This is a genomic window from Methylosoma difficile (genome assembly GCF_054657615.1).
Genome location: NZ_BAAHYJ010000004.1, coordinates 60,502 through 73,062 on the forward strand (window position 1 = coordinate 60,502; position 12,561 = coordinate 73,062).

At 47.6% G+C, this 12,561-nt stretch carries 18 protein-coding genes; 10 read left to right on the forward strand and 8 right to left on the reverse strand.

Translation table 11 applies throughout. The features are described 5' to 3' along the window. Window positions 1-130 precede the first annotated feature (130 nt). The 5 genes from ACYQ1O_RS11910 (at window position 131) to ACYQ1O_RS11930 (ending at window position 3,780) form a co-directional block, all read left to right on the forward strand. Window positions 131-721: an NAD(P)H-dependent oxidoreductase gene (locus ACYQ1O_RS11910; RefSeq protein ID WP_459991943.1), complete on the forward strand. Its 591-nt coding sequence runs from the start codon at window positions 131-133 to the stop codon at window positions 719-721. Window positions 722-940: 219 nt separating this feature from the next. Beyond that, on the forward strand, window positions 941-1,561 hold the full coding sequence (locus ACYQ1O_RS11915) for a hypothetical protein (RefSeq protein WP_459991944.1): 621 nt from the start codon (window positions 941-943) through the stop codon (window positions 1,559-1,561). Window positions 1,562-1,572: 11 nt separating this feature from the next. Then, window positions 1,573-2,136 carry a hypothetical protein gene (locus ACYQ1O_RS11920; RefSeq protein WP_459991945.1) on the forward strand — a complete coding sequence of 188 codons (564 nt, stop codon included), beginning with the start codon at window positions 1,573-1,575 and terminating at the stop codon, window positions 2,134-2,136. A 250-nt stretch (window positions 2,137-2,386) separates the two neighbouring features. Continuing rightward, window positions 2,387-2,863, forward strand: a complete 477-nt coding sequence (locus ACYQ1O_RS11925) for a BON domain-containing protein (protein ID WP_459991946.1) — start codon at window positions 2,387-2,389, stop codon at window positions 2,861-2,863. Then, the gene (locus ACYQ1O_RS11930) at window positions 2,863-3,780 is read left to right on the forward strand and encodes a DUF1207 domain-containing protein (RefSeq protein ID WP_459991947.1); all 918 of its coding nucleotides are present in this window, start codon (window positions 2,863-2,865) and stop codon (window positions 3,778-3,780) included. The genes ACYQ1O_RS11925 and ACYQ1O_RS11930 overlap by 1 nt, the downstream gene beginning before the upstream one ends. 160 nt (window positions 3,781-3,940) lie before the next feature. Here ACYQ1O_RS11930 and ACYQ1O_RS11935 read toward each other — a convergent pair whose 3' ends face one another. From ACYQ1O_RS11935 to ACYQ1O_RS11970, 8 genes are all read right to left on the reverse strand, one after another. Beyond that, a complete protein-coding gene (locus tag ACYQ1O_RS11935; RefSeq protein ID WP_459991948.1) occupies window positions 3,941-4,486 on the reverse strand; it encodes a chlorite dismutase family protein in 546 nt (181 codons plus the stop codon). Between the two features lie 221 nt (window positions 4,487-4,707). After that, entirely contained in the window at window positions 4,708-5,031 is a 324-nt protein-coding gene (locus ACYQ1O_RS11940) for an HvfA family oxazolone/thioamide-modified RiPP metallophore (protein ID WP_459991950.1), read from the reverse strand. Window positions 5,032-5,433: 402 nt separating this feature from the next. Next, complete coding sequence (locus ACYQ1O_RS11945) at window positions 5,434-6,027, reverse strand: PqiC family protein (RefSeq protein ID WP_459991953.1); 594 nt, start codon at window positions 6,025-6,027, stop codon at window positions 5,434-5,436. A gap of 6 nt (window positions 6,028-6,033) precedes the next feature. Continuing rightward, complete coding sequence (locus tag ACYQ1O_RS11950; RefSeq protein WP_459991955.1) at window positions 6,034-7,032, reverse strand: MlaD family protein; 999 nt, start codon at window positions 7,030-7,032, stop codon at window positions 6,034-6,036. Further along, window positions 7,029-7,814 (reverse strand): ABC transporter ATP-binding protein, encoded by a 786-nt coding sequence (locus ACYQ1O_RS11955; RefSeq protein ID WP_459991957.1) that lies wholly within the window; start codon window positions 7,812-7,814, stop codon window positions 7,029-7,031. Before ACYQ1O_RS11955 ends, ACYQ1O_RS11950 begins: the two co-directional genes overlap by 4 nt. Before the next feature lie 2 nt (window positions 7,815-7,816). Then, window positions 7,817-8,953 carry an MlaE family ABC transporter permease gene (locus tag ACYQ1O_RS11960; RefSeq protein WP_459991958.1) on the reverse strand — a complete coding sequence of 379 codons (1,137 nt, stop codon included), beginning with the start codon at window positions 8,951-8,953 and terminating at the stop codon, window positions 7,817-7,819. Window positions 8,954-8,998: 45 nt separating this feature from the next. After that, window positions 8,999-9,874, reverse strand: coding sequence for an ADP-polyphosphate phosphotransferase (locus ACYQ1O_RS11965; protein ID WP_459991960.1), 876 nt, complete (start codon window positions 9,872-9,874; stop codon window positions 8,999-9,001). Window positions 9,875-10,013: 139 nt separating this feature from the next. Further along, the gene (locus ACYQ1O_RS11970; protein ID WP_459991961.1) at window positions 10,014-10,553 is read right to left on the reverse strand and encodes a PRC-barrel domain-containing protein; all 540 of its coding nucleotides are present in this window, start codon (window positions 10,551-10,553) and stop codon (window positions 10,014-10,016) included. Window positions 10,554-10,851: 298 nt separating this feature from the next. Between ACYQ1O_RS11970 and ACYQ1O_RS11975 the strand changes: the two genes are divergently transcribed. The 5 genes from ACYQ1O_RS11975 (at window position 10,852) to ACYQ1O_RS11995 (ending at window position 12,488) form a co-directional block, all read left to right on the forward strand. Beyond that, complete coding sequence (locus ACYQ1O_RS11975) at window positions 10,852-11,028, forward strand: CsbD family protein (RefSeq protein WP_459991962.1); 177 nt, start codon at window positions 10,852-10,854, stop codon at window positions 11,026-11,028. 41 nt (window positions 11,029-11,069) lie between these two features. After that, window positions 11,070-11,387, forward strand: a complete 318-nt coding sequence (gene smbP / locus ACYQ1O_RS11980) for a small metal-binding protein SmbP (protein WP_459991964.1) — start codon at window positions 11,070-11,072, stop codon at window positions 11,385-11,387. A gap of 359 nt (window positions 11,388-11,746) precedes the next feature. Further along, window positions 11,747-11,896 carry a lmo0937 family membrane protein gene (locus ACYQ1O_RS11985; RefSeq protein ID WP_459991965.1) on the forward strand — a complete coding sequence of 50 codons (150 nt, stop codon included), beginning with the start codon at window positions 11,747-11,749 and terminating at the stop codon, window positions 11,894-11,896. A 63-nt stretch (window positions 11,897-11,959) separates the two neighbouring features. After that, window positions 11,960-12,181: a hypothetical protein gene (locus ACYQ1O_RS11990; protein WP_459991966.1), complete on the forward strand. Its 222-nt coding sequence runs from the start codon at window positions 11,960-11,962 to the stop codon at window positions 12,179-12,181. A 157-nt stretch (window positions 12,182-12,338) separates the two neighbouring features. Then, on the forward strand, window positions 12,339-12,488 hold the full coding sequence (locus ACYQ1O_RS11995; RefSeq protein ID WP_459991968.1) for an entericidin A/B family lipoprotein: 150 nt from the start codon (window positions 12,339-12,341) through the stop codon (window positions 12,486-12,488). Window positions 12,489-12,561: the final 73 nt, after the last annotated feature.

A 12,561-nucleotide genomic window follows, 5' to 3' on the forward strand; every position in this document is an offset into this window, starting at 1 on the left:
GCCCACAAACTTGAGTGCGTTAACGTACGGTGTTTGGGCGGTATATCAGGCATGCTGCTGGCGAATACCTAAGGTGACTGAGGTTTTCTGCGAGATGAAATCCAGTACCGCCCACCCAAACGAGTACTTTATGGAAACCAAACGCATTGTTCTTATTCAAGGCCACCCCGATCCTTCAGGCGATCGATTTTGCCACGCCTTGGCAGCTGAGTATCTAAAAGGTGCGCAAGCGGCTGGGCATCATATTCAAGTCATCGACATTGCCAAAATCCAATTCCCAATACTACGCACCCAAGCTGATTTTTACGAAGGTGCAGCCACCGAAAGTCTGCAACAGGTCCAACAAACCATTCAAGCCGCACAGCATTTGGTGATTATCTACCCGTTGTGGTTAGGCTCTATGCCCGCGTATTTAAAAGCCTTTATCGAACAAGTGTTTTGCCCTAGTTTTGCCTTCGACAAAGGTGGCGACGGACACAGATGGATAAAATTGCTAGCCGGAAAAACCGCGCATATTGTGGTGACGATGGGAATGCCTGCATTTATTTTCCGTTGGTATTACTTGGCACATAGCCTGAAAAGTCTGGAGCGGAATATCCTGCATTTTTGCGGCATAAAGACGACGCATGAAACGTTGATAGGCAAGGTCGATACGATGGATGCCAGCAAAAGGCAACAATGGTTGGGAAAAATGGAATTGATGGGGCGTGACGGTAAATAGGTTTTTATCGTTATGTTTGGAGTCAATAGGCTCTCCAGAGCTATTTTGAAAACGCGATAAGCGGTGCTTTGACGAATTCACTTAAGTCTTTGCACCTGAATCGGCAAGGTTAAAAAATTGCCCCACCAAGCACTGGTTTCCTTGCTTTTAGCAGAAGCAAGCCATTTTTGCCCCAAGCATTCAGCTTTGGGATAAAAGCACTTTTAAAAGGATTGAGTAATGAAAATTTCCATAATCGCATCTGCCTTCTTTCTGATGGTGTTGAGTTCGCACAGCGGGGTCAGTTGGGCGCGCGGTAATGAAGGCGGCGGACATGGCGGAGGTGGTCAGGGCGGTGGACCGGTTGGCGGAGGGGATCATGGTGGTGGCAGATCAGGAGGAGATCGTGGTGGTGGTGATCATGGCGGCGGACCAGGAGGAGATCGCGGCGGCGGGGATCGTGGCGGCGGGCATGAAGGTAACTTTGGCGGCAGAGGCGATAACGGCGGTTGGCGTGGCGGTGATCGGGATGATGGTTACAGGGGCGGTGGCGGATACGGATATGGTGGCGGTGGTTACCGCAATCCCGGCGGCTATGGCGGAACCTCCCGATTTGGCATTTATTTCGGGTCACCTTATTACTCAACCCCCTATTACAATTATCGGTATCAAACACCGTATTACCCACCAACGGTCATCACCATCCCGTCTCCGCCCGTTTACATCCAACAACCGTACAATCAGCAGTTTCCGCCAGGCTACTGGTATTACTGCTATAACCCGCCTGGCTACCATCCTTACGTCAAACAATGTCGGAGTGCTTGGCAACAAGTTGAACCCAACCCCGCCCTCATCCGTTAAGGAACACAGCCATGCCTTCCCTTTTTAAAACATTGCCAAGCTTGGCAGCACTGGCATTGTCAGGCTGTGCAACCCTGCCCAACGGCCCTAGTGTGATGGTATTACCTGGCAACCACCAATCTTTTGCCCAATTCCGAAACGATGATTCAGTCTGCCAGCAATTTGCTGCTGCCCAAGTAGGCAATACAACGGCTAATGAAGCGGCGGTGAATAGCGGGGTTGGCAATGCAATCGTCGGCACCGCTGTTGGTGCGGCAGCCGGTGCTGCCATTGGCGGAGGTGGTGGTGCGGCGATAGGTGCAGGCACCGGTTTGGTGGCGGGTAGTTTAATCGGCTCCAGTACCGCCAATGGCTCTATGTATGAATTACAACAGCGTTTTGATGCCGCTTACATTCAATGTATGTATGCCAAGGGCCACCAAGTGCCTGTTTCCGGGCATTTTTCCGACAATACGCCCACGTTTGATGAAAGAAGTTATGCACCCAATAGCCTGGACAATCAGAATAACCCCAACCAATATCCCCTCCCCCCTACACCGCCCCCCGGCTTACCTCCCGAACCACCGCTAAATTGATTTTTCGGACAAGCCAGCAATCATGCGATGGCTTGGCCTCTGTCTCCGATCCATCCACTCTGATTATGTACGATAGCGTACAGACTGAATTCCTACCTTGCCGGTATGCTTTAACTGGGGTTCAAACCGCTGGGTTTGAACCGACGAATGGGATATGCACAGTCCTCTGACAACATCCCATCGTATCAACAACACATCACTTAGGGCTGTATTTTTCACATCAAAAACCCAACATCGCAAGGAACCACTCATGAACAGAATCAGTGACATTCAACGCAAGAGATTGACCGATAATTTTCTTATCATAGCCTCTATTTCTGCTGGTTTAGGATTGGCAGCTTGCCAACCCGAAGGTTCCGCCGAAAAAGCCGGACAAAAAATTGATAAGGCTGCCCATAAAATAGGTGAAGACATGGAAAACACCGCGGGAAAAGCTGCCAATACAATGGATAACGCGAAACAAGCCGTAAAAGATAAGGCCGATGTTGCCGAAGAATATATTGATGATGCAATGATTACGCTGAAAGTAAAAAATGCATTGGCAGGCGATCAAATCCTCAGCGCTTCCCATATTGAAACCACGACCATCAACGGTGTCGTCACGCTCTCCGGCACGGTGGATTCCGAGCAAAGCTTGGGCAGAGCGATGGAATTGGCAAATGGGCAAGAACATGTGAAATCCGTAATCACCCAACTGCTTGTCAAACCCACCACAGGGGTTCAGTAATGATAAACAAACGACCCTGTTTAACAATAATGGCTTTGGCATTATTGCCGGTGGCTTTGACGCAGGCTGACGAAACGGCAAGCTTATACCAAAAATCGGTTGATACCCGACCCGACATATCGGAAACAGCAATACTGCCGACGGGAATATTGCCTACCGGTCATTTGTTCAAACCATTACTTGCTGATCCGCGTTGGGCGCATTTTTCGGCTTCTTACCGCAGTTACCAGAACGATAATTTTGATGGCAAAAACGTGGCGTCTGTCAGCTTTGGCGAAACCATACCGTTTTACCGCAGCGCGTTCGGGCATTCTAACGTGCAATGGGAAACCGGGATTCAAGGTGGCGTGTTTAGTGATTTCAATCTGGATTCGGCATCGAAAGACTTGGTCAACACCGACTTTATCGCTTCCCTTTACTCCAGCATCCGGGCGGGCCGGTTTTCCGCCTTTACCCGTTTGTTTCACCAAAGCTCACACTTGGGTGACGAGTTTCTGCTCAGCAAAGTACACACAAAATTTCAACGGGTGAACTTAAGCTACGAGGGTGTGGATTCAAGGCTTTCTTATGATTTGCCGTTTGGTTTACGCATTTATGGCGGTGGAGGTGGGATGTTTGACCGCGAACCTTCAACACTGAAACCGTGGATGGCGCAATATGGCATGGAATTCCGCAGCCCTTGGCGGCTCGATTTTGCCGCCCTAAGACCCGTCGTTGCCGCCGACATCAAAAACTTCGAAGAAAATAATTGGAATACCGATTTGTCGGCACGCGCCGGCGTGGAGTTTGAAAATTTACAAGTGTTAGGCCGTAAATTACAAGTCCTAGCCGAATACTATAACGGCTACACACCGAGCGGACAGTTTTATAAAAACAAAATTGAATATTTCGGCGTAGGCTTGCATTATCATTTTTAGCAGCACCGCAGGCTACCCTGCGTCAGACTAATTGTCGTCTCAAATTTTAAAACTAAGATAATTTGAGATAAGAGATGAAACCATATACAAGGTTGGGGCGGACTTATAAACCCCAACATTGAATGTTTGGCGATCGGTTGGGGTTTGTTTCACGCCCAACCTAGCGCGCTAAGCGAATATCAATTTCACGTTCAACAAATTGCCATTCTTTTGTTGCCCGTAACTTCTCAAGTAAGTTATTAAATAGTTCCGTATGTTCTGGTGCAAATTCAAACCATGTTATGAAATCAAACGGTTCGCCAAGGTCACGCGAATGGTGAAGTTGACGGGCAATTTCGGGAAGATAACCTAAACCGATTTCAGTATGATGCGATTGTTCTTCAAAAATAGCCCTTCGTTCATCCTGAGACATAGACCACCATGCTGCATTTTTCTTGATGGGAATAAGAGCGGCGCACACAGATTCCTTTCTATTTAAACCCTCTTGTACTGATTGGAGCTTAATAATTTCATTTCGATTGGCATAACGCACATTACTTGTAAAACCTTGTAATGCCCAGATACCTCGCTCATCCAAATTATTAAGTGGCGCGTTAACTACTTCAATTCTTTGCACTCGTTCAAGAGGGGATCCAATCCTTGTATTTTGGTCGGTCACACTCCATGAGCCAACATCACCTCCAACAAATGAATAATAATTTTTCATCACTCCATTTCCATGTATGCCTAACTTAAATATAAAAGCCTAGTGTGACTTTACGTTGCTAGGACGGGTATCGTGTACCCAAGCTTTTGCTTGGCATTTGAGTTCGCTAAGCCCAGCCACAACCCGATAGGGCGCAATAACCAGCAGGCATTGCGCCACATGTTCGGGGTTTCTATGCGGAGGAATACGCTGCGCTATTTTGGCTCACTTCGCTACTTCGTTTATTTTTTCTCGCCGCCGCAGCTGCCTTCTTTCATTTTGTCCGCGCCTTTGCTGGCACCACAACTGGCTTCTTTCATTTTTTCTTCGCCTTTCGCGCCACATTTGCCTTCGGCTGCTTTTTCGGTGGCAGCTTTGGCTTTTTCTGCACCGCATTTGCCTTCACCACATTTGCCTTCTTTGGCTTTATCGGCTTCGGCAACCACAGTGGCTTGGCTGATTTCTTTCATGCCAAACGGATTGCTGTCGGAATGGGCAATACTGGCAGTGGTTAAAGCGGTTGCGAAAATGCTGCCGATAGTAAATGTCAAAGATTTTTTGTTCATGGTTTTGATCTCAAAATTTATATTAAAAAGAAGGTTTAGGAGCAGCGTTTTGGTTAAATCGCTTTCCTGAATAATGAGTCGCAGAAAAAAAGGATTTCTTACAGCGCGTATGAAGTTTTTTTTAACATTTTTCCGTTCAATCGAAATTTCATGGCAAGCTTATTCTGGCAATAGCTATCTGACTTATAATTTTAAGATGGGGTTCGCTAGCTTTTGAAGGCAGAGCCGTAGTTTGGGGTAAAGTTAGGAATCCCAACGATTGATGCGTCCGGATGTGTTGGGGTTCGTTCCTCACCCCAACCTACGATTTTTTGGGTGTTTTGCCGGATAAGATGTCTATCTGCTCAACTCGGTAAGGCGGATTCGCCAACAGGCAACCACCATAACTTTAAAAAGTCTCTGCTATAAATCGTACAGACCATTCCGCAAGGTTGCGGCAATTTCCTGTGCCAGTTTGCTTAAGCATAGGCTTTGCGCCTTGACCATTAGGTCATAATCGGTCGTTGAAGCGGGAGCTTGGTAGAGCGAATGTTTTTCGATAAGCGTCTGATCTTTGTGTTTGATGGTCCATTGGGCCATCAGGCGGCTTTGCCCGTTAGCATCGATATGAAATTCCAAAATATCGATACCGATTTGGTAGTCGGTGGTTTGCCCCTTAGGCCAAGGATGGCGGGCTATCCGCTGACTGCCTAAATAGCCTGACAAAGCCTTGAGCAAGGCATTGGTAATGTTTTGATCCAAATGCTCAGCCCAACGGTGCTGTTCGTCCAGCTTAAACTCATTGTCACCCACACCGATCATCATTTGCGGACGCTTTAAATACTCGGCTACGTGTACAGGCCCCAAGCCCACCCTACCATTAAAGGCGGGTGCAGAAAGCTGGCGTGGTGGGTTTACCGCATCGGCATTCAACCGATAAAAGTGGATGGGGCGGCTTTCGTTGTGCATACAGGCACTGAATAACAGTGGCAAAAGCAACGTTGGCAGACATTTCATGAGGGGTTATTCCTTGCCATACACGATCGAGTCGGGATGGCGCTGGAGGTAATCGGTCAGCTCTTGAGTCGATTGTGCTGCATCGCGAAGCGATTCCAGCGACTGCCACAGCGGAGCATCGGGGGCGGCGAGCGTTTCCACGGCACCGAGGGATTTTTTCGACTCCAGTAAGACATTATTGGCGGTGTCCAAGGTTGTTTGGGTGGCCGCCAACACCGGTTTCATATCACGGGTAAATTGCCGCACCAAGGTTTGTGTGTCGGTCATCGTGGTGTTCATATTATTGAGCAAGGGCGTAATATTGCGGTTCATCGTGGCGACGAGCTTTTCGGTTTCATTCAACGACCGGGTCAGTGCTTGCCGGTTTTGTTTCAATTCGTCCGAGGTGGCCATTTCACGTACTGCTTTTAAGGTCGATGACAAGTCGTTGACCATTGCTTCCAACGGCAATTTGCGGATTTTCGCCAATATTTCTTCGGCAGTATTTTTGATTTGGTCTTCCGTAGAAGGCACTGCCGGTAACTCCGCCAAGTTTTTGTAATGCAGACCGGTTAAATTTAATGGCGAGGACAGATGAAAATTAAATTCCACATACAGCAACCCGGTCAGTAAGCTTTGGGTTTGCAACTGGGCTTTGATGCCCGCATCAATCAGACGTTTAGCGTTTTCCTGACGTTCTTGCAGCGTCGTCGCCGCTTTAAATGGATGCCCTTCCGTATTCAAAACCATTTCCGAGTCCAATTGAATGACGACGGGTTTAATAATACGTGCGGAATGTTCGTCCAATTCCAACGATATTTCTTTTACCGTACCAATTTGTACGCCTTGTAAAGTGACGGGCGCACCGATGTTAAGGCCATTTAAGGCAGAATCGAAATAAATGACATATTCGGATTTTTTCTTGAGCAGTTGCCCGCCGCCAAAAATCATGAGGGCGGCAATCAGCAAAACCAACGCCCCGATCATAAACAAGCCGATGGCGTAAGGCGATACGGGCTTACTCATGCGTGCTCCGGTGGTTTTTCTGTTTGATGTTTATCAGTTTCGCCACGCGTTAAAAAGCGGATGATTTTCGGGTCTTCCGATTCGACTAACAATTGCTGTGGCGGGCCAGTGGCGATCATGGTTTTGGTTTCGGTGTCGAGAAAAACGGAATTGTTGCCGATGGCGAAAATGCTCGCCAATTCATGCGTGACCATGACAATGGTCGCCCCTAAGTGGTCACGTAGATTGCGGATCAAATCATCCATCAGTTTGGCGCTGACGGGATCCAATCCCGCTGAAGGTTCGTCAATAAACAAAATTTTAGGATCAAGCGCCATCGCCCGTGCCAATCCGGCCCGTTTTTGCATGCCGCCACTGAGTTCGGAAGGGTAAAAATCTTCAAATCCTGCCAATCCCACCAAGGCCAATTTGTAGGCGACCAGTTGGCGGATGCGGTCGATGCCTAAGCCTGTGTGTTCAGTTAATGGTAGGGCAACGTTTTCAAACAGCGTCATTGAACTCAACAACGCTCCGGTTTGGAAAAGCACACCGGAATACTGCAAAATTTTTTGCCGCGCTTCCGGGTCGGCTTGCCACAGGCTTTGTTCGCCAAACAGCACGTCACCTTGGCGGGGCTTCAGCAAACCGACCAAAGTCATCAACAACGTGCTTTTACCACAGCCACTGCTGCCCATGATGATGAAAATATCGCCTTCATTGATGGTGAAATTCAGGTTTTGCTGAATGATGAATTCGCCATAGGCCAAGGTTAAATCTTTAATCGTCAAGCAGGGCGTTGCCATCGTCAAATACCCAAGCGCTGGCAGATCATGGTCATAATGGCGTCGGCAACCACGATAAAGACAATGCCAGTGACGACAGCCGAGGTGGTGGCATCGCCTACCGCCGAGGCGCTCCGTCCGCATTGCATTCCGCGCAGACAACCCGCCAGAGCGATGAGTACGCCGTAAACCGCGCATTTGGTGATACCCATACCAATATCTTTCATATGAATGGCAGATGCCGTGCGCTCCAAATATTGGATCAGGGAAATATCGAAAAAATTGGTCGTCACCAACGCGCCACCCAAAATACCCATCAGATCGGCATACAGGCATAACATCGGCATGATGCAAATTAAGGCCAAAAGACGCGGTAACACTAAAAAGACCATGGGGTCAAACCCCATGGTTTTCAGTGCATCAATTTCGCTGTTGGCCTGCATGGTGCCCAGCTGGGCAGCAAACGTCGCGCCCGTGCGGCCTGTCATGATGACTGCCGCCATCAATCCGCCCATATCGCGGGTCATACCCAAACCCACCATGTCAGCAATGTAAACTTGCGCCCCAAACAAGGCCAATTGCACGGCGCCTACAAAGGCCAAAATCAAACCGACCAATACGCTAATCAAGGTGATAATAGGCAAAGCCGATGGCCCGCAATCTTGGATATTGCGCCAAAAATCCTCAGGACGCATCCTCGCCTTACCGCGTAGCGAAGTAACGGCACTCAACGCCAGTTCGCCGATAAAAACAATGACCGCTTGGCTATCTTTATAGAGCAACAAGCCGAAATTGCCGAACTTTGCCAACCAGCTGTCCAGCACTGCTGCGCGCCTTGCACCGCTAGGTTCTGGAACGGCATAAACCAAATTAAGCAAACCCTGGATGCCTTCAGGCAAGGTGCTGGTATCGACTTGTACGCCTTGCTTTTTGCCTTCATCAATCAACTGGATCAGCTCGATCATCAGCACGCTGTCCCACCGACCAAGTTCCTGCGTGGAAAACACCAATTGTTTAACAGCCTTGCTTTTGTCGAGTTGGCTGAGTATCGGCGTTAACGGAGGGATACTGGCAGTCAAAAGCCAGTCACCCAAAAACGCCGCTTCCAGGGTGGAATCGTGTTGGCTCGTCTGAATGGAGCAAGGCTTGGTGGCGACCATATCAGCTGTGCTGTGTTTAAATGGACTTTAAATCACCATTACTTATTATTCTTTCTGCATTAATTGATGGCGTATTTTCAGCAATTCCTGCTGGCGCGCCGAATCCGCCTCGGGATAATGCAAATCCATAGCCTTCAGCGTATCGACAATAATCTGGGCAATAATCAAGCGGGTGTTTTTTTTATCATCAGCCGGGACGATATACCAAGGTGCGTTGTCGCTGCTGGTTGCGCCCAAACACGCTTCATAAACTTCCATGTATTGATGCCAAAATTGCCGTTCCTGTAAATCGGCAAGACTGAATTTCCAGAATTTTTCCGGTTTGTCGATACGCGCCAGAAAACGTTCGCGCTGTTCTTCCTTGGATAAGTGCAAGAAAAATTTGATGATCCGCGTGCCATTGCGGTGGAGATGCCTTTCCAAATCATTAATGGATTGGTAACGTTCCTGCCAGATTGTCCTTTCATCCAGCAATTCATCCGGCAAGCCTTGGCTGCGCAAAATTTCAGGATGCACACGGGCTATCAGCACCTCTTCATAATAGGAACGGTTAAAGATGCCGATTCTTCCGCGTTCTGGCAGGCATTGGCTGGTACGCCAGAGAAAATCATGATCCAACTCCGCCGTACTAGGATGCCTAAAGCTAAATACTTGGCAACCTTGCGGATTGACACCCGACATAACATGTTTGATCGCACTGTCTTTGCCTGCCGCATCCATGGCTTGAAAGATCACCAACAAGGCATACCTGTTTGAAGCGTACTGCAGCTGTTGCAAGGCGCTCAAGGTATCCACCTGCCCATCAAGTTGTGTTTGATAATCTTTATTGGATTGATAAACAGGTTCAGTCCGCGTCGGCCAATGCTTAAGGTTGACAATAGCGCCTTCTGCAACGCGGAAATCTTTCGTCTTGATGTCCATTCCCTACCCTCGTCTATTTTGAAGCGTGCCTGCGGCAGCAACAGAGCCTTTGGATTAATCTGCCGAGGAAAGCCCGCAATCTTTAATCCATCGGCTGTGCAAAAAATTGCTTTTTAAATCGTCGTACAACCTCTAGCTATTAGGACTTGTTACGATAAAACTGCTCAATTTCTTCACGCCACTGATCCCATTTGTTGCTGCTGTCAGGCCAATGTTTTTTATCAAAACCGGGGGCTTTCTTTAAGACTTCATTATCGATATTCAACACATAATTTTTCTTATCACGCTCCCAATGCAATGCACTCCAAGGCAAGGCAAACAATTTATTGCCCAAGCCAAACATGCCGCCAAAGCTTACGACAACATACACAACTTGACCGCTATCAGGGTCAACAACCAATTCATTGATGCTACCCAAGCTTTCGCCTTTAGGATTGGTCACTTTGGTACCGATGATTTTGCTGACCCGGCTGATTTGCTGCATGGTTTTATTGGCTTCGTGAACGCGTTCTTCCGTTACCTTTTCGTTTTCTTTGTTGAGTTCCTGCTTGATTTCAACAACGTCCTGCTGTTTTTCAACCAACTCTTTTTCTTTGTCTTGAATATCGTCCGCATAAGCGGTGCCAGCCAGTACTGCGCTCAAAACGGAGACAGCAACCATAGGGATTGTTTTTTTCATAATTTTTTCCAATTTCAAAAAGGTCGGCATCTTGGACATCACCAAGATTGGCTCAGTAAAGGCTTGATGTCACACAAGCCTTTATTGAGCTTAGCTAACTGATTAACCGGTGTCGGTACGCTATCGTACATAAGCACCTTGAACCTGCAGGATGTTTGAAAAAACGCAATCTTTGTGTGTTGGCGAACCGATTGGCGTTTTTTTTCGCTGTAGTGTGCTTAACCAAGCGTTGGGAATAACCATTCCCCGCTTTGATCGTGGCTATTGGGCCATGACACTACCCAAACTGGAGAGACTCATGAACAAAGACCAACTAAAAGGCCATGCTGAAGAAGTGAAAGGCAAAATCAAAGAAGCAACGGGCGTCATTCTGGATGATGAATCTTTAAAGCTAGATGGCAACCTTGAAAAAAACATGGGTAAAGTCAAATCGGGCTTTGGCGATCTGAAAGAAGACCTTAAAAAACGCATCTGATACAGACGCCCTACCCATCATTAAACTCGCAGGAAATAACGATGAAAAAAAATACGACGAAAGCTAGCGCTTTCTGGATAGGCATTACCTTAGCTTGCGTTTCATCTTTTGGTTACGCCGAAGAATGCCATCTGGCTGAAGCACTCAAACATGCCGAAGCGGCTGTCAAAGCCACTGACAGCAAATCAGCCAGCGAACATGCAGAAGCGGCAAAAACCCATGCGACAACGGCTAATGAGCATTTGACAGCGGGTATCAAAAGCCTTAACGAAGTGGTTGACCACAACAAAATGGGGCATCCCGACTTAGCGAAGAAATCCGCAGAGGAAGCTGTCACCCATTTGAAAGCGGCGCAATAAGATTCCTCTGGATGAAAAGCACCCAACGCGGCTGGCGATTAACCTGCCGTTTGGGTGCCAATTTGTACAGGATGGCGAACGTTAAAACCACACTGCCCTGTACGGGTTCGTCTATGTACGTTGCCGCACCGAACACATTTCCTATTGCCTGTACTATTGATCCAGGCAACAAGAAATGTTTTTAAAGGTGGGTTTATAGCCTTCATAAAACAGCGAAATAAAAGGAACCATTGAAGCAGATACCTTTTAAATCCGTTTATTGAGTGGAAATCTAATAAAAACGACCCGCTTTCAGCCATATTTCGTCTTTGTCTGACGCTTTGGCGTCAGGAAGCAAACTCTTTTTCGGAAACACGCTCATGCTTGAAAGTATTGCATTCATATTAATCATCCTTTGGATACTGGGTCTCGTCTCATCTTACACATTAGGCGGCTTTATCCATATTCTTCTGGTGGTTGCCATCATCATGATCTTGCTGCGCCTTATTCAAGGGCGGCGTGTCCTTTAGTAAAAACGGGAATCCAAGCCTTGGTATTCGCGTATGACATTCATATTATTGGGGAGGTACAAAATGGGTTCTATCAAAATCATCGCCACCTTATTGATTGTGGCAGGCCTATTCGGGCTGGTATACGGTCAATTCAGCTATACCCAAGAAACTCAAGAAGCCAAAATTGGTGCGTTAGAGTTAACCGTTAAAGATACCAAAACGGTCAATATTCCGATTTGGGCAGGCGTAGCCGCCATAGCCTCTGGTTGTGGCTTGCTTATGTTCGCAGGCAAAAATAGCTGACAAGCAACGCTAAAGCACTTCCTTGCTTAGGGATGCACGAAAAACAGCGGGTCATCATCTGCTGATTTTAAAAGCCAGTAAAATTAACAATTTTGCTGGTGATGTCCGGTAGCTCATGTCGACTTGCCGGAATTTCTTACACTTTTGGAGAATCACCATGACAAAGAAAATGTTAACTTGGACAATAATGCTGGGCTTTATGACGGTGTTAGCGGCGTGCAACACCATAGAAGGAATGGGCAAAGACGTATCAAGCGGCGGCGAACATGTCGAAGGTGCCGCTAAAGATGTGAAAAAAGGTATGTGATAGGCAGTTGGCATATCTGCGGCAATTTCCTCTATTGCCGCAGATCCGCATCAACCCGATTGACCTAAGTTAT

What these genes read in the sequence shown, in the direction of transcription:
- ACYQ1O_RS11910 (WP_459991943.1), top strand. Translation starts at nt 131, where the DNA reads ATGGAAACCAAACGCATTGTTCTTATTCAAGGCCACCCCGATCCTTCA.
- ACYQ1O_RS11915 (WP_459991944.1), top strand. Translation starts at nt 941, where the DNA reads ATGAAAATTTCCATAATCGCATCTGCCTTCTTTCTGATGGTGTTGAGT.
- ACYQ1O_RS11920 (WP_459991945.1), top strand. Translation starts at nt 1,573, where the DNA reads ATGCCTTCCCTTTTTAAAACATTGCCAAGCTTGGCAGCACTGGCATTG.
- ACYQ1O_RS11925 (WP_459991946.1), top strand. Translation starts at nt 2,387, where the DNA reads ATGAACAGAATCAGTGACATTCAACGCAAGAGATTGACCGATAATTTT.
- ACYQ1O_RS11930 (WP_459991947.1), top strand. Translation starts at nt 2,863, where the DNA reads ATGATAAACAAACGACCCTGTTTAACAATAATGGCTTTGGCATTATTG.
- ACYQ1O_RS11935 (WP_459991948.1), bottom strand. Translation starts at nt 4,486, where the DNA reads ATGAAAAATTATTATTCATTTGTTGGAGGTGATGTTGGCTCATGGAGT.
- ACYQ1O_RS11940 (WP_459991950.1), bottom strand. Translation starts at nt 5,031, where the DNA reads ATGAACAAAAAATCTTTGACATTTACTATCGGCAGCATTTTCGCAACC.
- ACYQ1O_RS11945 (WP_459991953.1), bottom strand. Translation starts at nt 6,027, where the DNA reads ATGAAATGTCTGCCAACGTTGCTTTTGCCACTGTTATTCAGTGCCTGT.
- ACYQ1O_RS11950 (WP_459991955.1), bottom strand. Translation starts at nt 7,032, where the DNA reads ATGAGTAAGCCCGTATCGCCTTACGCCATCGGCTTGTTTATGATCGGG.
- ACYQ1O_RS11955 (WP_459991957.1), bottom strand. Translation starts at nt 7,814, where the DNA reads ATGGCAACGCCCTGCTTGACGATTAAAGATTTAACCTTGGCCTATGGC.
- ACYQ1O_RS11960 (WP_459991958.1), bottom strand. Translation starts at nt 8,953, where the DNA reads ATGGTCGCCACCAAGCCTTGCTCCATTCAGACGAGCCAACACGATTCC.
- ACYQ1O_RS11965 (WP_459991960.1), bottom strand. Translation starts at nt 9,874, where the DNA reads ATGGACATCAAGACGAAAGATTTCCGCGTTGCAGAAGGCGCTATTGTC.
- ACYQ1O_RS11970 (WP_459991961.1), bottom strand. Translation starts at nt 10,553, where the DNA reads ATGAAAAAAACAATCCCTATGGTTGCTGTCTCCGTTTTGAGCGCAGTA.
- ACYQ1O_RS11975 (WP_459991962.1), top strand. Translation starts at nt 10,852, where the DNA reads ATGAACAAAGACCAACTAAAAGGCCATGCTGAAGAAGTGAAAGGCAAA.
- smbP (WP_459991964.1), top strand. Translation starts at nt 11,070, where the DNA reads ATGAAAAAAAATACGACGAAAGCTAGCGCTTTCTGGATAGGCATTACC.
- ACYQ1O_RS11985 (WP_459991965.1), top strand. Translation starts at nt 11,747, where the DNA reads ATGCTTGAAAGTATTGCATTCATATTAATCATCCTTTGGATACTGGGT.
- ACYQ1O_RS11990 (WP_459991966.1), top strand. Translation starts at nt 11,960, where the DNA reads ATGGGTTCTATCAAAATCATCGCCACCTTATTGATTGTGGCAGGCCTA.
- ACYQ1O_RS11995 (WP_459991968.1), top strand. Translation starts at nt 12,339, where the DNA reads ATGACAAAGAAAATGTTAACTTGGACAATAATGCTGGGCTTTATGACG.